Here is a 22,662-nt window from a genome sequence, read left to right as displayed (position 1 = left end):
CCTTGTTGGTTACCTTGTTGGTTACCTTGTTGGTTACCTTGTTGGTTACCTTGTTGGTTACCTTGTTGGTTACCTTGTTGGTTACCTTGTTGGTTACCTTGTTGGTTACCTTGTTGGTTACCTTGTTGGTTACCTTGTTGGTTCTTCTTTTTCGCCTCCTCTTCAGCTTGCTTCCTAGCCTGTTCTTCTAGCTGCTTCTGTAGGTTTTCGGCAGCATCCCTAATTCGCTTTCTTCTTTCTAATTCTAAACGTCTCTTTTCTGCATCAGCCTTTGCCTTTGCTTTAGCTTTAGCAGCTTGTTCGTCAGCTTGACGCTTTGCTTCTTCAATCTTTTTCTGCATAGCGTTATCTGCTTGAACTTTTTCTTCTTGAGTAGGAGGAATATTTTGAATAATAATATTCGGCTTACGCTTTACCTTAGGAGCTATACGAATAACAGGAGCAGTGATCTTCTGCAGTTCCTTCTGGCTTTCTTCAGCCTTCTGCTTTTCCTGTGCATTCGCTGTAGTATCTGTAGATGCTGCAGAAAGCTTATCAATCATTGCAGAAGTCACTCCACGAATACGCTGAGCATTGTCAGAATACCATTGAGTTGCAGCTATAGCTTGAGCTCCCTGAGACCCTAACTCTTCTGGAGAATTAGCATTGCATACAACTGTTTCTGGCAAACGCTGCTTCAAAAGCTTAGCAAGTAATTTGCCATTTTCTGAGTTATCTTGAGCAAAAGAGATAAGAAGAGAATTTTTAGTAAGTTTTTTCCATGACTGGCTTGCTTTGCTAACTTGTGCAACCTTAATTTCGCACTGTTTTCTAGCTTCTTTCATACGAGATGAGTGCTGAATGCTCCAGCAAATACCACCAACGCCTAATACTAAAGCTAATACAATGACGCCAGCAATGAGAATTATCATCTTCTTTTTATGGCCATTATTTGTGGCTTCGGAGATGTTTTCTAACATGTATCATCCTCTGTTTTTATCAATCTTCGCCAAGAATTGCTTTTTGCAAAACAACACTTATAGTTTACGCCAAACTAAGTACGTGACCCTTGTAGTTTGTAGCATTTTTGATGGTTTGCAGGACAAGCAATATTACTTGCGATTCATTAGAATACAATATTCAAATAAATTCAAAACAAAAAACCACCAGGTTCGCTGGTGGTTTTCTTGGCTCCTGCGGCTGGGCTTGAACCAGCGACCATTCGATTAACAGTCGAACGCTCTGCCAACTGAGCTACGCAGGAATATCCTCTGTGCTTGGCTGTGTGCCGTGCACAAGACATTTATATTACACGGAATTTTATGATATGCAAATATAGCGTGTTTGGGCGTGTCGAAAACCCATAATCGTTGGAATACCAATGATTTACATGCTTTAACCACATTGATAAAAAAGTGTTCCTAAAAAAAGAATTTTGTGAAAAACTTTCGAATATAAGAAAAAACCTTTAAATAATGCAGATTTTCGCTGTTGAAGCATAAAACAAATTTGATTTATGAAAGGAGAAAAATAAAATATCATGAGAAAAATATTTGATTTAAAAATGATTAAGCCCAGAATCTTAAAAGCCAAAAAATTTATATTAAAACAAAAATCACAGTTTGTTAGAATACTGATTTTTATGATTCTGATTGTAATCATGTTGATTATTCATAGTTGCATAAAGCCTACAATAAACAAAAGTATTGAGTATGAATATTTGCAATCGAATCAAACTGATTATAGTGTGTCTTCATTTGACTCTGGTTGCATAGAAAAATCTTTTGTAGGTAAAAATCAAAAAATAGTCGCGAATACAGTTAGTCAGGCTTCAACAGCTTCAACACTAAAAGAAACTACAAATTGTAAATCAAGGATGGTATGGCCAGTAAAAAATGTAAATATTATTAAAGATTTTGATGCTCCAGCAAAACCATGGCTCGCGGGTCATAGAGGAGTAGACTTGCAAGCAGAGGAAGGAACTGAGCTATACGCTCCATCAGACGGAATAATAAATTTTGCTGGACTAGTTGCTGGAAAATCTGTTGTAACAATCAAACATGGAGTTTTATCTTCTACATTTGAGCCAGCATATACAGATTTACCAGTTGGAACAGTTGTTAGAAAAGGTCAATTTTTTGGTTACGTAACAGTTGGATCAGATCATTGCGACAATTTGTGTATTCAATGGGGGTTAAAACGAAGAAACAGGACTTATGCAAATCCGAGGAAAATGGTAGCGAAAAAACGAATAATTTTAAAACCCAAAGAAGAAACAAAAGAATAAAAAAATAGTCTGTAAAATGTGTGTCGTATAGTGTAATAAGAGTCTTGGGCTTAAGACATTAACCTAAGATTATTACATAAGATTTTCTTAAACATATTTAGGGAGCGAATATGCAAAAGTATTCTCGTAATCTCGATGAGAAAATTGATTACAATGCAAACATTTTTTCGCTTCTTGAAAGTCGCGTAGAACGTAAGCCGAACGATTCATTGGTTGAGTATGTAGGAGGCGACGGAAAATGGAATTCCTACAGTGCGAAAGACTTTAAAGATTTGGTTATATCGGTAGCAAAAGGATTCATAGCACACGGTGTGATGCCAGGAGATACTATATCGATAATAGCGCATACTTCATGGCAGTGGACTGTACTTGATATGGCAATAATGTCTATAGGCGCGTTAACAGTGCCAATTTATGAAACAAGTTCTGCAGTGCAAATAGAAAATATTATTAACGATTCTAAAGTAAGCATGATTTTTGTTGAAGATGAAAATATGCGTGAAACTGTGGAAATATCAAAGAAGTCATGCCCAAGTCTTAACGATGTATATGTATTAAGCAGAGACGCAATAGATGCGTTAATTGAGTATGGGAAAACAGTTACAGACTCAGAATTTTATGAAAGAGAAAAAGCTGTTAAAGGCGATGATCTAGCTACAATCGTTTACACATCTGGATCTACAGGAGACCCGAAAGGTATAGAACTTTCGCACGGAAATTTTGTGTTTATAGCAAAATCTGGAATGCTTTCCATGCCAGATATAGCATTAAAAGGCAAACCAAGACTTCTTTTATTCCTTCCTTTAGCACATGTATTTGCGCGATTTATGCAGTTCTTCTGTTTTGCAGGAAATGTAACACTTGGATTGTCAAGCAACCTTAAAACAATACTAAGTGATTTTAAAAGTTTTAAACCGACTTTCATACTTGGTGTACCTAGAATATTTGAAAAAATCTACAATGCTGCCTCTCAAAAAGCTGGTAGAGGAGTAAAAGGATTTATATTTGCTCAAAGCGTAAAAGTAGCAAAAGAATGGTCAAAAGCTCAACAATCGGGGAGAATGATTTCGCCAATGTTAGCTATAGGCCACTCATTATGTAAAAAGCTCGTTTACAACTCAATTTTGCAAGTTTTTGGAGGAGACGTTGAATATGGTGTTTCAGGAGGAGCACCATTAGACAAATCGATTTCGCATTTCTTCAATGGCATGGGATTGCCAATTCTCGAAGGGTACGGAATGACAGAAACATGTGCTCCGTCAATGGTAAATCCAACAAAAGGTTATAAAATCGGAACAGTTGGTTTGCCAGTGCAGGGAGTGTCTGTAGCAATAGATGATGAGGGAGAGCTTTGTATTAAAAGTCCTGCTGTTTGCAAAGGATATCATAATCATCCAGAGATAACTGAAAAGCAAATAGTAAATGGATGGTTGCATACAGGAGATTTTGGATCTTTAGATTCCGACGGTTTTGTAAAAATTACTGGTCGCAAAAAAGATCTGATAATCACAGCTGGCGGAAAAAACGTTTCACCAAGCATACTCGAAGCATCAGTTATGACTTCTTCAATTATTTCTCAATGCGTTGTTATTGGAGACAGAAAACCTTTTATCTCTGCAATTATTGCGTTAGATCTTGCAGAAGTGAATTCTTGGCTTAAATCTCGAGGAGCAAGCCCAGTGCGCTCGCTGGAAGAGGCAAGAAAAAATTCAATCGTCATAAGTTCCGTAGAACAAAGCATAGTTAAAGCAAATTCTAATGTTTCTAGAGCAGAATCAATTAGAAAATTTGAGATTGTTCCAGATGCTTTTACTCAAGAAAATGGTTTAGTTACACCAAGCCTTAAAGCAAAGCGCAATGCGGTTATAGAACGTTATAACGATCTTATCGAAAATAAGATTTATGCTCCAAGACTGAGAAAATAACGCAATTTACAGTCCTGCATCTGCAAGAGTTACGTATCCAGGGTCAATCAAAAGAGCTTTAAGATTAGTTGCGCTTACAGCGAGAATTGGTTCTGTTATTACAGGTATATCTTTTTCTAATCCACTGTTATTTACAAAAATAGAAATATCTTCGAGTTGAGATAATTTTCCATTAACATTTAGAGAACTGCATTCTTGAGCAACATCAGTAGAAATTTTCTGAATGTTTTCTATAGAAGTCATCCATTGCTTTCCATTTACAAGATTTGGTAAGGCATCTTTGTAAGCGCCGTAGCCAGTAATAACAGGCCATTTTGAGTCGTTCAACAATTCATTAGCTGAATCTTTAAGCTCGGAATCTTCAGCATTTTTATTCTCTTTATTGGATTCAGATGAATTCAAATCATTATTTTTTGCGCTAGATTTTTGTGATTCATTATTTTTAGCAGTAGAAGCAGGCGTTGGAACCTTTTTCTTAGTTAAATTTCGTTTTCCTATAAAGTTTCCAATTATATCTGGAAGAGTAAAGGAAGGGTTAATATCTGCAGAGCTTCCCTTATATCCAAGGTCTTCAAGAGCTTTTTCTACTTGCATAACAACTTGATCATCTAAAGCAATAATGCCGTCTACGTGTTTTGTGGAAGTTGTTTCGTTATCATTCTTTATTACTAATCTCGACTTAAGTTCTGCCTTAACAGAGTCGGAATTATCTGCGTCGAAAGCAGCATTTTCCCAGTCATTCTCCGTTGAATCCTTATTAAGTTTTCCAGAAGGCGAAATCATTAATCCAGATGTGAAATAAGGTTTTAGAATTTTCCAGATTCCAGCGAAAGCAAGTCGTGCAAATTCATCATCAAATTCTTGAAGTTTGGAACTTGAATTATCCGAATCTGAATTACCATGAGTATTTACTCCAACATGCATATGAACATTTTGTTTTTGATTGTGACAAGGCAAAAGTACTTCTACACTTTTTGGATTATCTTTAGAAGCCTGATTTAATGCTAATTTTTGCACAAGAGTATATGCTTGAATTTCTCCAATGCTCTGAGCAGAAGAAAGTTTGAAGAATGCATCTGGCTTAAAATCTCTAGTAAGCCTAGATAACATAACGACATGCATGCCAGATTTTTTAGCCAAATCTAATGACGATGTGAGTCTATTTTCTGCTTCCTCTTGTGATTTTAGATCTTCTTCTTTTAGTTGCTCTTTAGGTGTTGTGGGTTGAGTTACGTAATCACCGTAATTATTATTACCGTTTTTATTACTCCAAGGAGCAACAACAATAGTCGTATTAGAAAGTTGCTTTTTTACGCTGCTATGAACATCTCTGATACTTGTTTTCTTGTTTTTATTTTTAGAAGAATTTTTTGTTTTTAAAGATGTGATCATGCTTACAACGTAATCTTGAATATCTTGACTTTGATCGTATAAGCTGCTGGACGATTTAGTAGTAATAGAATTTTCTGAAAATCCTTGTTTTTTTAGCGATTTAATAATCTCTGGTACAAGAGTATCCCACGTGCTTAAAGGAGTTTTCCTACTTAGATTAAGACCGTCTGACGGCGTAAAAATAATAACACTACCATGATTTACGCGAGTTTTAATAGAATTAGACGCTGTGTTTTGGGTAGTAGTTCCGCATGCACAAACAGCAAAAAGCATCATGCTAAATACTGTTATAGCAGCAATAGCTTTGCTTAAAAAGCGTTTTCGCACGCGAACCATATTTATAACCTTTCGTAAATATTTTAGTTATAGAATTTACTTGTATTATTAATTCTTTATATTCTTTATGTATTATCTATATGTGATTTAACGGTTGAGTAAATCAAAGCACATATCGCGGTATTCGCTAACATAGCCTCCACCAAAGAAGACGCAATGTCCAGCAATAGGGTAGAGTTGCCAAATTGTCATGCGATTTTCAAAACCAGATTTTAATGGATGAACAGATTGATAGACATCTAAAATTTGCTTAAAATAGCTGATCCCAAACAGTTGCAGCATTGCTAAGTCTTCCTCACGATGACCTCCGTGAGCTGCTGGATCAATTAAAACAGCCTCTGTGTGTTCGCCATCTTCGCTTTTAGTCCAAAGCACATTTCCACTCCACAAGTCTCCATGGACTCGCGCTGGTTTATCTTCAGCGGCTTTTCCCAGCAAATCTGGCAGAGCATCAATAACTTTATTTGTAAGATCTAAATCGCTTTTTGTAAGGCTTCCTCTAGAAATACCAAGGTTTACCATTGGTAAAAGTCTTCCTTCAGCCAAATAGTCAATAACGTTACTCCAATTGCCACAATCCATTTTTACTGGGTCACTTAAAGGTCCAAAATAGCATGTGCCATTATAATCTGCAGGTGGCTCCCCAAAATATTTTGCACCGAAATCGTGCATATGTGCCAAAGATGCACCAAATTCAAACGCTGCTAAAGGAGTGGGGCTTGTGGTTTCAATGCGTTCAATATTTAAATAGTCGTTTCCCCAATCAAAAACTTTAGCTACTTTAGGTCCGCCATTGTCGTAAGCTTCTCGAAGCCAGTTAAGTCCACGACCTTCGCATTCAAAGAATCGTTCTGGTGCGTATGATCTACTCTTTTTATACACGTTATTACTCATAGCAACCTCTGCGCTTGTATTTATACCAATCACATTATTTTACTTAAGACTTTGCACAATAATTATCTTTGTGTCTGATTCTTTATTTTTGGCTTTTAACTGGGCAAAATGTTTTAGCAAATTGATACCCAAAAAGCAATCCAGCTAAAGTAAGAGCAGAACCTAATCCAGTATAAAATACGGCTATAAATTGTTCTGGAGCAATATTGCTCGCGCGTAGAAGAATGCCAAAAGTCATCATGAATGCCATTATTATAAAGGATTTAATATCGAAGAAATTAAGGAAAAATTGCTTGTTTTCCTTGTATGCGTTAATCCTAGCAGTATGTTTTTTAACAAGTTTTCCGAAAATAAACACTTGGAATATTGCAAAAACAGCTAAAGATAAAGCGAAATTAATAGGGGATAAAAAGTTTGAGTATGCAATAATACCAATCTTAAGAATGTTGAATCCAGCAAAACACCATACAAGGCATGCAATTAATAAAAGTGTGTTCTTTGATACCTTCATAACTAACCTCGTTAAATCACATTATTCTTAATAAATTCTTATGTTAAACGTTTAAAACAATTGTAGTAATGATTTTTATGAAAAACGCTAAATAAGAGTATTTTGTGAATTGTGCATTAAAACTTTCAAAAAAGATAAGAAAATATGGATAAAAGTTGAAAAAAGTGTTGCAAATTGACGATATGAGTCGCTATAGTGCTTGTTTATGGAAGACAACGATCAACAGTATTCAACAGCTGACAATAAAGCTACTATTGCTGAGCCAGCTTTTCGTTACAATGCGCAGCTCGCACAAGATATTGAGCAGCGCTGGCAAAAGACTTGGGACGAGCAAGGCACGTTCTGGGCTGCTAATGTTAAGGGCGATTTGAAGGATGGCGAAGGCAGATTGGCTTGTGGTCGTCCTTCTTTCTTTGCAATGGACATGTTCCCTTATCCTTCTGGAAAGGGCTTACACGTTGGACATCCTCTTGGATATTTGGCAACGGATGTTGTAAGTCGATATCACCGTATGAAGGGTGAGAATGTTCTTCACGCAATGGGCTACGACGCTTTTGGACTTCCTGCAGAACAATATGCTGTTCAAACTGGTCAGCATCCGCGCATTACTACTGAGGCAAATATTGCAAATATGCGCAGGCAGTTGCATCGCATGGGATTGAGCTTTGATGATCGTAGATCTTTTGCAACTATTGATACAAACTACGTTCGTTGGACTCAATGGATTTTCTCGAAGCTTTATGACGCTTGGTATGACCCTGATTTTGTACGCAAAGATGGCGGTAAAGGTTCTGCTAGACCAATTGCTGAGTTAGTTGACGAATTTAAGAGCGGCAAGCGCGAAATTCCTGGTTTTTCTGGCAAAAAGTGGGAAGAGCTTAATAAAGTAGAGCAAGCAGATGTGTTAAACGATTTCCGTATTGCTTATATTTCTAAATCTCCTGTAAATTGGTGCCCAGGATTGGGAACTGTTCTTGCAAACGAGGAAGTTACTGCAGAAGGCAAGTCTGAGCGCGGAAACTTCCCAGTATTCCAGCGCAATCTTCGTCAGTGGTCCATGCGAATTACAGCTTACGCGCACCGTTTGGTTGAAGATTTGAATACTATTGACTGGCCGGAAAAAGTTAAGCTTATGCAGCGAAACTGGATCGGCGAATCTCACGGCGCTTCAGTGCATTTTGAAGTGCCGTGTGCTGACGGCGAAACTCGCGATTTGGAAGTGTACACGACTCGTCCAGACACGCTTTTTGGCACAACTTTTGCGGTTGTTTCTGTTGATCACCCAATTCTTGAACACGTTCCAGAAGCTTGGGGCGCGGATGTTCCAGAAAGCTGGAAGGGCGGTTACGCAAATCTTAAAGACGGTTTAGCTGAGTATCAAGCTCAAGCTCGCGCTAAAACCGCTAAAGATCGCACGGAAGATGCTGGAGCAAAAACTGGCCTGTTTACGGGTCTTTACGCAATTAATCCTGTAACTGGAGCGAAACTTCCACTGTTTACTGCTGACTACGTGCTTATGGGCTACGGTACGGGCGCAATTATGGCAGTTCCTGGCGGCGATCAGCGCGATTACGATTTTGCTAAAGCCTTCGATTTGCCAGTAATCTACACGGTTGAGCCTTTGCCTGATTCCGAAGAAAAGTTGGAAGATTATGAGGGTAAAGCTCCATTCGTTTCTCACGACGGAATTGTTATTAATTCAGCAGTAGAGCATACTCATAAGCTCGGTGACGCTTTGTCTATTAACGGTTTGCGCGTAGACGAAGCTATCAAAAAGGTGACGACTTGGCTTGAAACAGCTTGTGTTGGTAAAGGTAGAGTTTCTTACCGACTCCGCGACTGGCTGTTCTCTAGGCAGCGCTACTGGGGTGAGCCTTTCCCAATCGTTTACGATGAGGACGGTGTTGCTCACTTAGTTCCAGATTCTGAGCTTCCAATTGCATTGCCAGACGTTCCAGACTATCAGCCGAAAACTTACGCGCCAGACGACGCGAATTCGGAGCCAGAAGCTCCTTTGAGTAGAAACGAGGATTGGGTAAAAGTTCAGCTCGACCTTGGCGATGGTGTAAAAACCTATTATCGTGACACCAACACTATGCCAAACTGGGCTGGTTCCTGCTGGTATTACATGCGTTACTTGGATCCGAACGATGCTGATCACATGGTTGACAACGATGAATACGACTACTGGATGGGAACGAATAGACCAGGCAAAGAGCATGTTTCTGGAGGCGTTGACCTTTATGTTGGTGGCGTAGAGCATGCAGTTTTGCACTTGCTTTACTCCAGATTCTGGCATAAGGCACTTTACGACTTGGGTTACGTTGATTCTGCTGAGCCTTTCCATCGCTTGTTTAACCAGGGCATGATTCAGGCTTATGCGTACACGGATGAGCGTGGACAGTACGTTCCAGCCGACGAGGTTGAAGAAGGTGCTAATAACGGTGCTGGCGAGCCAACATTTACGTGGCACGGCGAAACCGTGAATCGTGAGTTTGGCAAGATGGGCAAGAGTTTAAAGAATATTGTGACTCCAGACTACATGTACGAAAACTATGGCGCAGATACGTTCCGTTTGTATGAAATGAGTATGGGTCCACTTTCTGAGTCTCGCCCGTGGAATACGCGTAACGTTGTTGGCGGTATGAGATTCTTGCAGCGCTTGTGGCGTAACGTTGTTAACGAAGAAACTGGAGCTTGTGTAGTAACTGACGAAGCTTTGGATGAAAAGACGCTTAAGCTTCTTAACAACACGATTGCAGAAGTTACTGTAGAGATGGAAGCAATGCGTCCAAACACTGCGATTGCTAAGCTGATTGTGTTGAATAATCACTTAACTTCTCTACCTCACGTGCCTCGCGCAGCAGTTGAGCCGCTTGTTCTTATGCTTTCTCCAATTGCACCGCATATTTGCGAAGAAATGTGGAGCAAGCTTGGACATACTAAGTCTATTGCTCACGCAGATTGGCCAGTTGCAGATTCTCACTACGTTGGTGCGGATACTGTTACAGCTGTTGTGCAAATCAAGGGCAAGGTTCGCGCAAAGCTTGAAGTTGACCCTAATATTGAGGCTAACGAGCTTGAAAAACTTGCTTTAGATGCAGTAGCTGATCGCTTGGGTGGAAAGAAGCCGCGCAAGGTGATCGTGAAAGCACCAAAGATTGTGTCTATTGTGCCGGACGAAAGCTGAAAAAACAAATGTTTTCTAGGCAAAATAGCCTTTAACCACATTGGTTAATTTTACTTGAAAGATGCGTATCTTCATTTAATAGTGGAGATACGCATCTTTTTTATTTAACAATCAAAAATAAATAAGCTGAAACGAAGGAGGTGGTTAAATGAACAAAAACAATAGTAACGTTCTAGAAAGATTGGCAGCTATTGATGCTTTAAATAATAATTATGAAAATACAAATTATTTGCAAAATACTTTGAATGATGATTCTAAAAACCGCATATTGGCACAAGAGAAAAACAATTCTATAGATTATCATCTTGCTGATTTTTCCATAAGCTCAAAAGATTCTGCTTCAAATATTGATAATCTTAATAAACGAAATAATTTTGAAAAAAGAAATCTCGTCAGATTACGAATAAAACCAGTACATGCTTTGTCTATTATGCTAATTCTCGTAGTATTCTTAGCATCAAGTTTAACCATGCTCATATGTCAATCTAGAACTTATAACAAGATTTATTCTTATCAAGCACAGAGAGAATCTAAAGTTAAATCTTTAAGTAAAAAATTTGAATCAAATAATAAAGATGATGATGAATATAGCAATGATTCTAAAGAGGATTCTAAAAAAGACTTACATACAAATGAGACTAAAGATTTAACTGTTAAAAATAAAAATGAAGATTTTAGTGATAGCACGCACAAAATTAATGAAAATGATATAAGCAAAAATAATAGTGTCAACAAAGATAAAAGCGGTTGCATAAATATAAACACAGCAGGGTTGGAAGAATTACAAACTCTAAAAAGTATAGGGCCAAAAATGGCTCAAAGAATATTAGATATGCGTAAAAAGTTGCGTGTTTTTAAGCGGGTTGAAGATCTTATGCAAGTTAAAGGAATTGGGCAAAAGACTTTTTTAAAACTTAAATCAGCGACCTGCGTTGGGTAAAATTATGTGATTTTTAAGGTTGGAAAATGAAAGAATTATATTGGGATCTTGAAAATGGAAACAAGGATTTTAGGCTTGTTCCTATTGCGTTTAGCGTATGGTTTGGTTGCTTATTCGCTCGATTTATAGTTGATTCACAACAAGATTTTTTCTGTATGATAATCGCAATATTATCATTTGCTCTTTTGTGCTTTTATACTATTTTTTCAATGGGAAATTGCATTTTTACGTGCCGCTTAAAGAATACAACTGATTACAAAAGTCGCATAAAATTAAAGTTTTATGAGTTAATTAAAAAATTAAAAATAATAGGATACAAGCATGCTTTTTTAACAAGTCTTTGTGCGTTTCTAGCAGCTTTTATAATGTGTTCAATTATTCTAAACATAGAACATATGGACCCTGTTTTTAATGCTATTAAAGATCTAAAGCAAAGTGATACAGAATATAAATTTAATAGAAAAAACGATGTTCAATCCATCAGATTGCTTATGGATATAACGTCTCCTCCAAGAGTATCGCAATCCTTTAAGGGGGATTGCGTATTAAACGTGAATGTAAAACAGATTGAAATTATGGATAAAGAAAAAGTTATTAGTAGGAGTAAAAGCTTTGTGTCTGCTAAACTTTACGCTTTTAATCCAGATTGCAAAATAATGAACTACGGATACAAGATAAGTAGTTTTGGAAAAATTTCGATTTCAAAATTTGACTCTCATGCGATAGAAATTCAAGTTCCTAAAGCAAACAAAACAGATAAAACGAAATTATATAAAGTAGAAGTTATTGAAAAAGCTAATCTTTTTAAGACATTACTAAATACATTGTGGAAAGAATTTTACAATGTGACTAGTTCTTTAGATGAACAGGGTCAAATGCTTGTTCCTGGTCTTACTGTAGGACTTTTGGGGCAAGAGCATTTAAGTGATGTAGAAGATTTACGAAAAGATAGTATCGATAGCACTTATGCGAACACTATGAAACAAAGATTCAAAATAGCTGGAATAATGCACCTTATGGCGGTTTCTGGAGGACATTTTTTGCTTTTATCTTGCGTTATTCGTAAGACATGTGCTTTTTTGCTTTTGCCAAGAGTAGTGAGCGCAATATTTGAAGCTTGTGGTCATATTTTTTTATCGTGTATTGTGTATCCGTCGGCATCTGTTCTTAGAGCGCTTATAATGGGTTTAATTTCTGCTGGAGCATTAATGTTTTCTAGACAATACCAGTCTGCTAGTGCCTTAAGTATAACTGTTATAAGTGTTCTTTTTATTTGTCCAAAATATGCGTGGGATTATTCGTTTGCTCTTTCTGTTTGCGCAACTTTTGGAATAATAATTATGGGCATTCCATTGAAGAAAATATTTTTAAGGTATATGTCATCAAGTCTTGCAAGCGCATTAAGCATAACGTTGTGTGCACAGTGTTTTACGCTTCCTGTACAAATATTAATGCAACCACAAGTATCTTTCATATCTGTTATAGCAAATTTAATTGTTGCACCTTTTGTTGATTTTGCAACAATATTTGGTCTGCTTTCTCTTGTATGCGCTCATTGGAGTTATTCTATTTCTCTGATTTTTGCCACAATTTCATCTTTTGGAACAAAAATTATGGCAAATTGCGCATGGTATTTGGGAGATTTACAAATTGGAACAATACCTTGGGTTAATGGTTCTTTAGGTGCGTGGCTAATCGCGTGCGCTGAATTCACCATCTTTTTATTAGCACTTCTCATAAATAAATATTTTAGAAAAAGTGAATCATATAATAGTTTAAGGATATTTTTACAAGTTAAGTCGAATCGTTTTAAGCAGCTTATAAATGATTCAACAAAACTTTTTGAATGATTAAGTGTTTTAAGTTTTATATGGTTTGTACAATTGATAAGCGTGCAAAATTAAGCGGATTAAATAAAAACAAGGATAGTCCCATTAGTTAAATCGTGAGAATATAAATATTCTTAAGGAGTACGTATGCAAGCGTTAAAAAAATTTGCGCCATTTACAGTTGTGGTTGGCGGTGATGCGTATTTAAATGATTTAAACGCTCGCGACTTAAAAACTCGCATATTGAGCTCCTATCCAGATGCTGATGTAGTAAATTTAGACGCTTTAAATACCGATAAATATGCTTTTATAACTGCTGCAGGACCATCTTTGTTTTCTAGTGGAACAATTGTTGTTATTAACAATCTTGAACAAGCTAATGAAGATTTAGTCGAAGCAATAATAGGGTTTTGTGCTAGAGAATCTAAATCTAATAACAATGATTGCTGGGTTATTGCGCGCCACGAAGGAGGTGTTAAAGGAAAGTCAATTGTTACAAAACTTGAAAAAGCTGGAGCAAGTAAAATAACTGTACCAGATCTTAAAAAAGATGATGCAAGATTGAATTTTGTGCTAAGTCTTTTTGAAAGGAAAAATCGTAGTATAGAGCCTGCAGCAGCTGGACGCATAACAGAAGTCTTAGGCGGGAAAACCGACCAGTTGGCGGCTCTTTGTTCTCAATTGTGCTTTGATTTTGACGATAATCCAATTACTTTAAAAATAGTTGATCAATATTTAATATCAGACCCTCAGATTACTGGGTTTTTTGTAGCTGATAAAGCTGCAGAAGGTAACTATGGTCAAGCTGTTCTTGCGGCAAGAACAGCGATTTTGCAAGGTGTTGATGCTATAGCATTGATTGGGGCTTTGGCTGCAAAAATGCGAATAATTACAAAGGCTATAGCTGTTAAAAATGGGGAAATTTCTAATGCTCAAGCAAAAGTTAACCCTTGGGCTTTAAAAATGGCTATGAGATCTTTAGGCGGATGGAATGATAATGGGATTCGTAAGTGTTTTAAATGTTTAGCATGGGCAGATGAGCAGTGCAAAGGTGGAACTAGTGATGCTGATTATGCTTTAGAAAAGTGTATTAGCATAATCGCTTGCCGTGGGCGTTAATGTGAAAATTTTAAAAGCATAAAGTGTTAAAACATAAAGCGTTAAAAGTCTAATATGAAAGTGTGTGATTTTGGAAAATCAAAATATCAAAAAGCTTGTAATTCCAACTGATTCGTGTATGCGAGATCTTGGAAAAACTATTGCAAAAATAGTGCATGAAACAGACGTTATTTTGCTTTCTGGCCCACTTGGCGCTGGGAAAACAACGTTCGCGCAAGGTTTTGGACAGGGCTTGGGAATAAAAGATCCGATAGTTTCCCCAACTTTTACTATTGCTAGAGAGCTAAAAGGCACATTTTCTGATGGAAAAGTTGCGAATCTTATTCATGTAGATGCTTATAGGCTTGGTGGAAAAGATTACGCTCCAGGACAAGATGTTGTTTCTAGGCTTTTAGATGAGCTTGAATCTTTAGGTTTAGACGAAGCCTTGGAAGAACCAGGTGATGGAACTGTTGTTCTTATGGAGTGGGGAGAACAGATGGCTGGTGTTCTTGCTGATGTTCGTCTTGAAGTTCATATTGATAGGCCAATTGATAAAACTGAGTCGAATGAGTTTACAAGTGAAGGAAAGCGCGTTGTAACTCTTATCCCGGTTGGAGGAGATTGGTGCAATCGCTTAAAAATTCTTGATTAAGAGTAAGCTAAATTGGTTGGTCAATTTAAGGAAAGAAAATGAGCAATACGCTAATTATAGACACGTCATATGGTTCTACCGTTGGTATTGTGGGGCATGATCCGATAGTAGAAACAGATTCTCGCACGCATGTTGAAAGATTGCAAGTAAACATTGATTCTGCTGTAAAAAATTCTGGATTAGATCTTAAACAAATAGACGAGATTGTAGTTGGAGTAGGTCCTGCTCCTTTTACAGGTTTAAGAGCTGGGTTGGTTGCAGCTAAAGCGATTGCTTTTGCGAATAACGCAAAGATTCTAGGATGTAACAGTTTGCTTCCACAAAGTTTAATGATTCGTTCTGGCGCTTTTGAAGAATCTCTTAAAAATGGCGTTATCTCTAATAATGCAATAGTCGAAAATAATGAATCTTGCGTAGCTAAACACACGTATGTTCTTTCGTTAAATGATGCTAGAAGACGTCAAGTTTATATGAGTTTATATGACGATAGTGGTTGTGCAGTAATAGAAATGGACATTGATTATCCTGCAAATATTGTTGATAGAGTAAATCAATATTTTGAATCAAATAAGATTTGCGACTACTGTGTTTGCGTTGCAGGTCATGGTGCTAAAAAATACGCTGAAGATTGGAAGAAAATCGAAAATATACGCCTAATTACAGAAGTGAGCGCTCTTGATTTAGGTGTAAAAGGATTAGAAATATTTAAGCTGTGTGCAAGTCAAAAAGACGTTATTGAACCGCTTTATTTAAGAAGACCAGATGTATCCGTTCCAAACCCGTTGAAGCACGTTTTAGGATCTGGTGCTGCTACAAAAGTGTCGGAAAAATAGGATTCAAGCAGAAGTGCGCATATGATTGTAGACATAACTTGTTCAAAATATCCAGCTTGTGTATCAAATAGTCAAAGCTGTGCAATAGAGAAAAATGATTGTGCAAAATATGAAGCAATGGTTTCTCAAATTGCAAAAATCGAAGCAGACTTGTTTGGATCAGGATGCTGGAACAAGAACATGATTTTGCAAGAGTTACAAGCACCAATGCGCGCGTATTATGCTTATATTGACGAAAATGCAAATACTGATACAAATACAGATACGGTAGCTGGGTATGCGGGATTTTGGTTTGATGGCGACGACGCTCAAATAATGACAATAGGCGTTGCAAAAGAATATCAAAAGCAAGGAATTGCAAGCAATCTTCTAAAAACTATGATTGAAAATGCAAAATCAATAGGCGCAAAACGAATGCTTTTAGAAGTTAAAGTAAACAATAATCCAGCATTAAAACTGTATAAAAAATTCGGTTTTACAAAAATGGGATTAAGAAAAAGATACTACATGCCAGAGGGAATAGACGCATATACAATGTGCGCACAAATAGAAGACTTAGACGATTTAGAAGACTTAGACGATTTAGAAAATTTAGAAAGCTCAAAAAGCTTAGAAGAATCTAGCGAAGCTTATAACAGTGCTAAAAGTGAGGAAAACAATGAGTGAAACAAGCGAGCCAATAGTTTTAGGTATTGAATCAACTTGCGACGAAACAGCAGCCGCAATCGTTAAAGGAAGAACATTAGTTTCTAACGTTGTAGCATCCTCAATGCAAGAACACGCACGCTACGGCGGTGTTATACCAGAAATCGCATCGCGTGCGCATGCGGAAGCATTCGTGCCAGTGGTATCAAAAGCATTAGCGGATGCAAATATGGATTTGAGTGATATTGATGCTATAGCAGTAAGCGCGGGTCCAGGATTAGCAGGATGCTTAGCTGTTGGCGTTTCGGGTGCTAAAGCACTAGCTAGTGCCGCAAAAAAGCCGATTTATGGAATAAACCACGTTATTGGACACATTGCAGTAACGCAATTGCAATTCGGTGACGTACCTAAAGACGTTCTAGCGCTTATAGTTTCGGGAGGTCACACTTCTCTTTTGCATGTTAATAACATTGCGCGCAGCATAGATGTTGTTGGAACAACATTAGACGATGCAGCTGGCGAGTGCTTTGATAAAGTAGCTAGATTGCTGGGATTCCCTTATCCAGGAGGTCCGCATATTGATAGGCATGGGCGTCTTGGGAATCCAAATACGTTGAAAGTTCCGCAAGGACTTACGCAAGGTCGTTCTGGCAAAGAACATCCTTACGACTTTAGTTTTTCGGGTGTCAAAACAGCTGTTGCGCGTTGGGTGGAAGCTCGACAAGCACAAGGCTTAGAAATACCAGTAGACGATGTTTGTGCGTCTTTAGCAAACTCTGTTGCGGATGTTCTTTCGCGCAAAGCTATGATGGGCTGCGAGGAATACGGTTCAAAAACTTTGTTGATTGGTGGCGGATTCTCCGCAAACTCACAACTTAGAGAGCATCTTTTAGAGCAAGGCAAAGAGCATGGAATCGAAGTTCGTTTGCCAGAGCTTAAGCTTTGCACGGATAACGGAGCAATGGTGGCAATGCTTGGTGTGAATTTGGTGGAAGCAGGAGTTCGTCCGTCTGCTCCAGATTTTGCAATCGATTCAGCAATGCCACTTACAACCGTTAGCTTATAATAGTAAAAGTAGTTCTAAAATAAGCGAGGTGTTTTGTGTACGAAGGCTATGCACGTAGAGGAGTTTTGCAAGTTGGTGAAAAAATCCAATTCACCGATAGAAAAGGCAAGCGAATCACAGCACAGCTTACTAAAGGCGGAGTTACACAAACCGAGCATGGCATTATTTTGCACGACGATGTTATTGGCAAAACTCAAGGTGTTGTAGTAACAACAGTTAGTACAAAACGTGATTTTGAGCGTAGTAATAAGCAACTTGACGCGTCTAAAGAATCAAACAAGCCATGGATGGCAGCGCGTGCAATAGGCGGATGGGATTATGTGGTTATGCGCCCACGATTGGCGGATTACGTTTTATCTATGCCAAGAGGCGCTCAAATCATGTATCCAAAAGATATTGCACAAGTGATTTCTTTAGGAGATATTCGCTCTGGAATGCGCGTTTTAGAGTCTGGAGCAGGCTCTGGCGCAATGAGCTTAAGTCTTTTAGACGCTGTTGGTCAAAGTGGTGAGCTTACGACAATAGAACTTAGACCTGATTTTGCTAGAATCGCGCAACTAAACGCAACAATTTACTATGGCGAAAAACCAGAATGGTGGAATCTTTTAACTGGAGATTTTGACTCAGTAGCAAAGTCACTTCCAGAAGGCTATTTTGATCGCATTATGCTAGACATGCTTGATCCTTGGAACAGGCTTGAACAAGCCTATAGGGTTATTGCTCCAGGTGGCGTATTAGTTGCGTACGTAACAACCACAACGCAAATGTCTAGAATGGCACAAAGTTTGCGAGCTTCGGGAGTTTGGACAGAACCAGAGATTCAAGAAACGTTAGAAAGAACTTGGAAAGCACAAGATTTAGCAGTTAGACCAGATCATGCAATGATAGGTCATACTGGTTTTTTGGTTATTTCGCGCGCAATGGCGCAAGGATTTAATGCGTTAAGAAAGCGCGAGCGTGCTACAAAAGATACTGTTAGCGATATTGATGACTTAACTCCCGAAGAGCGCGCAGAACAGCTAGAAGATTTGTCTCTTAGAGATATATCAGATAGAAAGCTTAGAAAAGTCCTTAGAGATTTAGATTTGCAAATCGCACAATTACCTAACTCAAATCCAAAGCCTAATAAGGCTTAACTGAAGACTGAGGAGATTAAAATGGCGGCGTCAATCAAAAAAATCGTTAAAAAAGTAAAGCATGCAAAATATGTGCTATTACTGATGCGCCACGCAAAAGCACAGCCGCCAACAATGGGAGATGATTGGGGAAGGGACCTTAGCGATAAAGGTTTGAAACAGGCGAAAATAATGGCAAAAGGTTTACAATCCTTAAAGCTTGTTCCAGACTACATTATTTGTTCAAGTGCAAATCGCACCGAACAAACAATGCACAAAATGCTTAAAAAGTTTGGAGATTCTCCAATAGTAGCGTCAAGAAAAAGCTTATATGATGGCGGAATGCAGTCTGTAATGGATGAGCTTTGCGCGATTAGGAGTGATTCTAGAATAACAATGATTATTGGTCATGAGCCAACAATGTCGATGGCTGCGCAATGGCTTTCTTCTCCAGATTCAGATCCTGATATATTAGGAACAATGCGACTCGGATTAGCTAATGCTTCGATTATTGTTTTAGTGTCTGATGTACCTTTTGCATCCTGCGGTTTGCGAGGAGCTAAAGCGTTGGGAATTATAACCCCAAAGGATTTTGAATAGTAAAAATACGCTTAAATTTAAATAAAATCTACATATAAGTTTAGATTATAACGACACCCCCAAATTGCTAATGACCTCATTAAGCCAAATGTTTGCTAGGCTGAATCAGGTTAAAGAATTGTTTTGGAGGATATATGTCTACTGTTTTAACATCCGTATCAGGATTCCCACGAATCGGCGCGAATCGCGATCTTAAAAAAATAATTGAACGCTATTGGAAAAAAGATGCAACTTTAGAAGAAGTGAGACAAGTTGCAAAAGATTTGCGCAAAAAGCATTGGAAAATTCAGGCAGAAGCTGGAATAGAACTTATACCAAGCAATGATTTTAGCTATTACGATCAAATGCTAGACACAGCAATCTTGCTTGGTGCAGTGCCAGAAAGATACAAGAAGCTAAAGTTTGAAAATGCAGAAGATACGCTTTTTGCAATTGCGCGCGGATATCAAGGGGAACGAGGAGATGTAACAGCGCTTCCAATGAAAAAGTGGTTCACAACCAACTACCACTACATTGTTCCAGAAGTAGAAAATCCGCATGATTTGCATTTAGCTGGCACAAAACCATTCGACGAGTTCAATGAAGCAAAAGCGCTCGGAATTGAAACGAAGCCAGTGTTGATTGGACCATACACCTTCTTAAAACTAGCGCGCACTCCGCAAGCTCAAGAGTTAGAGGCAAATAAAGAAACAATTGAAGCATTAGCAAACGCATATTGCGATATTGTAAAACGATTTGTAAGTCTTGGAGCAAAATGGCTACAATTTGACGAGCCATACTTGTGCTTAGATAAAGAAGATGGTGATTTAAGGATTTTTAGCGATTTATATAAGCCGATTCTTCAAAGCAGACTTGAAAGTGCGGAGAATGCTCAAAACGTTAAAATTTTGCTCAACACGTATTTTGGCAATATTTTAGACTCTTATAAAACGCTAAACGATTTAGCTTTCGATGCAATTGGCTTAGATTTTGTAGAAGGCAAAGAAGAAAACCTTACAGCTTTGCAAGAATATGGAGTAAACGAAAATACAACTATTTTTGCAGGAGTTGTAAATGGCAGAAACATTTGGAAAAATGATTACGCACAAAGTCTTGGCTTGTTAGATGCTTTGCAAAAAAATGTTACTAATCGCGTAGCTGTTTCTACTGCATGCTCGCTTTTGCATGTTCCATTTAGTACGGATGGAGAAGAGCTTGGAGAAGACGTATTAAAGCATTTTGCGTTTGCTGTAGAAAAGTTGCAGGAAGTAAACGAAATTGCTCAACTTTGTGTTATGAATGATGATGAGCTTAAAAATAGCAAGGAATTGGCGCAAAATCAGGCATTGTTTGACGGGTCTAGAGTAAAAGTAGACGAAAACGTTAAAGCGCGAATCGCAAGCCTTAAGCCAGAAGATTTTGAGCGAAAGCCATCTCGCGCGGAGCGTCAAAAATTGCAAAAAGAAGCATTAGGATTGCCTGATTTGCCTACAACAACTATCGGATCCTTCCCTCAAACAAAAGAAATAAGGGCGACTAGAGCGCTTTTTAGAAAAGGCGAAATTAGTAAAGAAGAATACGACGCCTTTATTCGCAATCAAATAGACGAGTGCATAGAACACCAGGAGCGCATTGGCTTAGACGTTCTTGTGCATGGCGAGTTTGAGCGAAACGACATGGTTGAATACTTTGGCCAGCATTTGCACGGATTTAAGTTTACAAAAAACGCTTGGGTTCAGTCTTACGGAACTCGATGCGTAAAGCCTCCAATCGTTTGGAGCGACGTTTCTAGAGCGCAGCCGATCACAGTAGAGTGGAGTGCGTATGCTCAAAGCCGCACAAACCATGTTATGAAAGGCATGCTAACAGGGCCTGTTACGATTCTTAACTGGTCTTGGCCTCGCGAAGATATTACGCACGAAGAGCAAACTCAGCAGCTTGCTCTTGCAATTCGAGACGAAGTCTTGGACTTGGAGCGTGCTGGAATTCGCGTAATTCAAATCGATGAGGCAGCTTTGCGTGAAAAGCTTCCGCTTAGGCGTTCGGATTGGCATAAGAAGTATTTGGATTGGGCGATTGCAGCTTTCCGTCTTGTGCACTCTGCTGTAGATGCCACTACGCAAATCCACACGCATATGTGCTACTCGGAGTTTAACGACATTATTCGAGACATTGATGCAATGGATGCGGACGTAATATCGTTTGAAGCTTCGCGCGGAGATTTAGTTGTTTTGGACGCTATTCATAACGCGAACTTTGAAACAGAAGCGGGTCCTGGTGTTTACGACATTCACTCTCCTCGCGTTCCTAGCGAAGAAGAAATTGTTAATAGGATTCACGAGATTTTGCACAAAATGCCAGCCAACAAACTTTGGATTAACCCAGATTGTGGCTTGAAAACTAGAGGCAATGCAGAAACGTGGGTTAGCTTGCAAAATCTTGTTTCGGCAGCTAAAAAAGTTAGAAGCGAATTGGGTGGCGGTCTAAAATGACGTACAAACCAAAGTTTTCGCTAGAGGTGTTTCCGCCTAAAAGAACATCTCCAATAGGAACGATTTACGACACTTTAGACGGCTTAAGGGGCTTGGATCCAGATTTTATATCCGTAACTTACGGAACTGGAAAATCTTCGGATCGAACTGCTACTGCTAGAATCGCCAACACTATTCGATCGGAGTATGGCATTAAAACTGTTGCTCACTTAACAGCAAGATACTTGGATTATGACGATGTTGACGAAGCTTTAGACATGTTTGATAAGGCAGGCGTTAGTGGCGTTTTAGCTTTGCGCGGAGATGTTATTGAAAATCAGAATGCTGCTGGAGTGTTTAATCACGCAAGCGATTTAGTATCGTATATTCACTCAAAGCGCCCAGATTTGCCTATTTTGGGGGCGTGCTACCCAGAAAAACATCCAGAAGCTGCTACTTTGCAAGAAGACATCGATAATCTAAAGCGAAAAGTTGATGCTGGAGTAACTCACTTGATTTCGCAACTTTTTTACAATAACGATGACTTTTTGCACTTTAGGGATTTAGCTAGAAAATCTGGCATTAACGTTCCAATTGAAGCTGGAGTTATGCCTGTTGTAAACGCGAATCAAGTTAAGCGAATGACAAAAATGTGCTCTTCTAAAATAAGTGAGCCAGTTTTAGCAATGATTGAGCGATGGGGAAGTAACCCAGAAGTCTTGCAAGACGCTGGAAGCATATTTGCGTCTCAACAGATTAACGATTTAGTTGCGGAAGGCGTAGACGGAATACACTTGTACACAATGAATCGTCCTGGCGTTACTAGAAGCATTTGGTCAAACGTTAAGCCACTTTTTACTAAGATAGTGTAAATTTGTATATTTGTGGTGCAGCACAAGGGTCATGTTGTACTGCAC

Annotated in this window: 18 protein-coding genes and 1 tRNA gene; 14 read left to right on the top strand and 5 right to left on the bottom strand. The window is 38.4% G+C overall.

Going from position 1 to position 22,662, the window contains the following annotated elements:
- Positions 1-959 (bottom strand): hypothetical protein (locus ACJV45_RS03665; RefSeq protein WP_419397672.1); only part of this gene is annotated, 959 nt, incomplete at its 3' end.
- A gap of 208 nt (positions 960-1,167) precedes the next feature.
- Positions 1,168-1,243, bottom strand: a tRNA-Asn gene (locus ACJV45_RS03660).
- Between the two features lie 276 nt (positions 1,244-1,519).
- Between ACJV45_RS03660 and ACJV45_RS03655 the strand changes: the two genes are divergently transcribed.
- Both ACJV45_RS03655 and ACJV45_RS03650 read left to right on the top strand, forming a co-directional pair.
- Positions 1,520-2,266, top strand: a complete 747-nt coding sequence (locus tag ACJV45_RS03655) for a M23 family metallopeptidase (protein WP_419397671.1) — start codon at positions 1,520-1,522, stop codon at positions 2,264-2,266.
- A gap of 110 nt (positions 2,267-2,376) precedes the next feature.
- A complete protein-coding gene (locus ACJV45_RS03650) occupies positions 2,377-4,191 on the top strand; it encodes an AMP-dependent synthetase/ligase (RefSeq protein ID WP_419397670.1) in 1,815 nt (604 codons plus the stop codon).
- Positions 4,192-4,197: 6 nt separating this feature from the next.
- Here the strand turns inward: ACJV45_RS03650 and ACJV45_RS03645 are convergent, their stop codons facing one another.
- From ACJV45_RS03645 to ACJV45_RS03635, 3 genes are all read right to left on the bottom strand, one after another.
- Positions 4,198-5,919, bottom strand: a complete 1,722-nt coding sequence (locus ACJV45_RS03645) for a substrate-binding domain-containing protein (RefSeq protein ID WP_419397669.1) — start codon at positions 5,917-5,919, stop codon at positions 4,198-4,200.
- Between the two features lie 87 nt (positions 5,920-6,006).
- Positions 6,007-6,813: a fructosamine kinase family protein gene (locus ACJV45_RS03640; RefSeq protein WP_419397668.1), complete on the bottom strand. Its 807-nt coding sequence runs from the start codon at positions 6,811-6,813 to the stop codon at positions 6,007-6,009.
- An 82-nt stretch (positions 6,814-6,895) separates the two neighbouring features.
- Positions 6,896-7,324, bottom strand: a complete 429-nt coding sequence (locus ACJV45_RS03635) for a hypothetical protein (protein WP_004122522.1) — start codon at positions 7,322-7,324, stop codon at positions 6,896-6,898.
- 205 nt (positions 7,325-7,529) lie between these two features.
- On the opposite strand from ACJV45_RS03635, the gene leuS reads away from it, so the two are divergent.
- The 12 genes from leuS (at position 7,530) to metF (ending at position 22,617) form a co-directional block, all read left to right on the top strand.
- The gene (gene leuS, locus ACJV45_RS03630; RefSeq protein WP_419397667.1) at positions 7,530-10,514 is read left to right on the top strand and encodes a leucine--tRNA ligase; all 2,985 of its coding nucleotides are present in this window, start codon (positions 7,530-7,532) and stop codon (positions 10,512-10,514) included.
- 148 nt (positions 10,515-10,662) lie between these two features.
- The gene (locus ACJV45_RS03625) at positions 10,663-11,454 is read left to right on the top strand and encodes a ComEA family DNA-binding protein (RefSeq protein WP_419397666.1); all 792 of its coding nucleotides are present in this window, start codon (positions 10,663-10,665) and stop codon (positions 11,452-11,454) included.
- Positions 11,455-11,480: 26 nt separating this feature from the next.
- Positions 11,481-13,304: a ComEC/Rec2 family competence protein gene (locus ACJV45_RS03620; protein ID WP_419397665.1), complete on the top strand. Its 1,824-nt coding sequence runs from the start codon at positions 11,481-11,483 to the stop codon at positions 13,302-13,304.
- A gap of 126 nt (positions 13,305-13,430) precedes the next feature.
- Positions 13,431-14,402, top strand: coding sequence for a DNA polymerase III subunit delta (gene holA, locus ACJV45_RS03615; protein ID WP_419397664.1), 972 nt, complete (start codon positions 13,431-13,433; stop codon positions 14,400-14,402).
- Positions 14,403-14,466: 64 nt separating this feature from the next.
- Complete coding sequence (gene tsaE, locus ACJV45_RS03610) at positions 14,467-15,036, top strand: tRNA (adenosine(37)-N6)-threonylcarbamoyltransferase complex ATPase subunit type 1 TsaE (RefSeq protein WP_016825108.1); 570 nt, start codon at positions 14,467-14,469, stop codon at positions 15,034-15,036.
- Positions 15,037-15,074: 38 nt separating this feature from the next.
- Positions 15,075-15,869, top strand: a complete 795-nt coding sequence (gene tsaB / locus ACJV45_RS03605) for a tRNA (adenosine(37)-N6)-threonylcarbamoyltransferase complex dimerization subunit type 1 TsaB (RefSeq protein ID WP_004123451.1) — start codon at positions 15,075-15,077, stop codon at positions 15,867-15,869.
- A 21-nt stretch (positions 15,870-15,890) separates the two neighbouring features.
- Positions 15,891-16,535: a ribosomal protein S18-alanine N-acetyltransferase gene (rimI, locus tag ACJV45_RS03600; RefSeq protein WP_419397663.1), complete on the top strand. Its 645-nt coding sequence runs from the start codon at positions 15,891-15,893 to the stop codon at positions 16,533-16,535.
- Positions 16,528-17,580 carry a tRNA (adenosine(37)-N6)-threonylcarbamoyltransferase complex transferase subunit TsaD gene (tsaD, locus tag ACJV45_RS03595; RefSeq protein WP_004122502.1) on the top strand — a complete coding sequence of 351 codons (1,053 nt, stop codon included), beginning with the start codon at positions 16,528-16,530 and terminating at the stop codon, positions 17,578-17,580. The genes rimI and tsaD overlap by 8 nt, the downstream gene beginning before the upstream one ends.
- A 35-nt stretch (positions 17,581-17,615) precedes the next feature.
- Entirely contained in the window at positions 17,616-18,716 is a 1,101-nt protein-coding gene (locus ACJV45_RS03590) for a tRNA (adenine-N1)-methyltransferase (RefSeq protein WP_415702015.1), read from the top strand.
- Between the two features lie 21 nt (positions 18,717-18,737).
- The gene (locus tag ACJV45_RS03585; protein WP_004117220.1) at positions 18,738-19,295 is read left to right on the top strand and encodes a SixA phosphatase family protein; all 558 of its coding nucleotides are present in this window, start codon (positions 18,738-18,740) and stop codon (positions 19,293-19,295) included.
- A 134-nt stretch (positions 19,296-19,429) separates the two neighbouring features.
- Positions 19,430-21,766: a 5-methyltetrahydropteroyltriglutamate--homocysteine S-methyltransferase gene (gene metE, locus ACJV45_RS03580; RefSeq protein WP_419397662.1), complete on the top strand. Its 2,337-nt coding sequence runs from the start codon at positions 19,430-19,432 to the stop codon at positions 21,764-21,766.
- Positions 21,763-22,617, top strand: coding sequence for a methylenetetrahydrofolate reductase [NAD(P)H] (gene metF / locus ACJV45_RS03575; RefSeq protein ID WP_016825114.1), 855 nt, complete (start codon positions 21,763-21,765; stop codon positions 22,615-22,617). Before metE ends, metF begins: the two co-directional genes overlap by 4 nt.
- The last annotated feature ends 45 nt before the right edge of the window (positions 22,618-22,662 follow it).

The sequence above is a fragment of the Gardnerella lacydonensis genome, from assembly GCF_048545055.1.
GTDB lineage: Bacteria > Actinomycetota > Actinomycetes > Actinomycetales > Bifidobacteriaceae > Bifidobacterium > Bifidobacterium vaginale_C.
The sequence above is the reverse complement of the archived record's forward strand: the minus strand, read 5'-3'. Positions and strand labels throughout refer to the sequence as shown.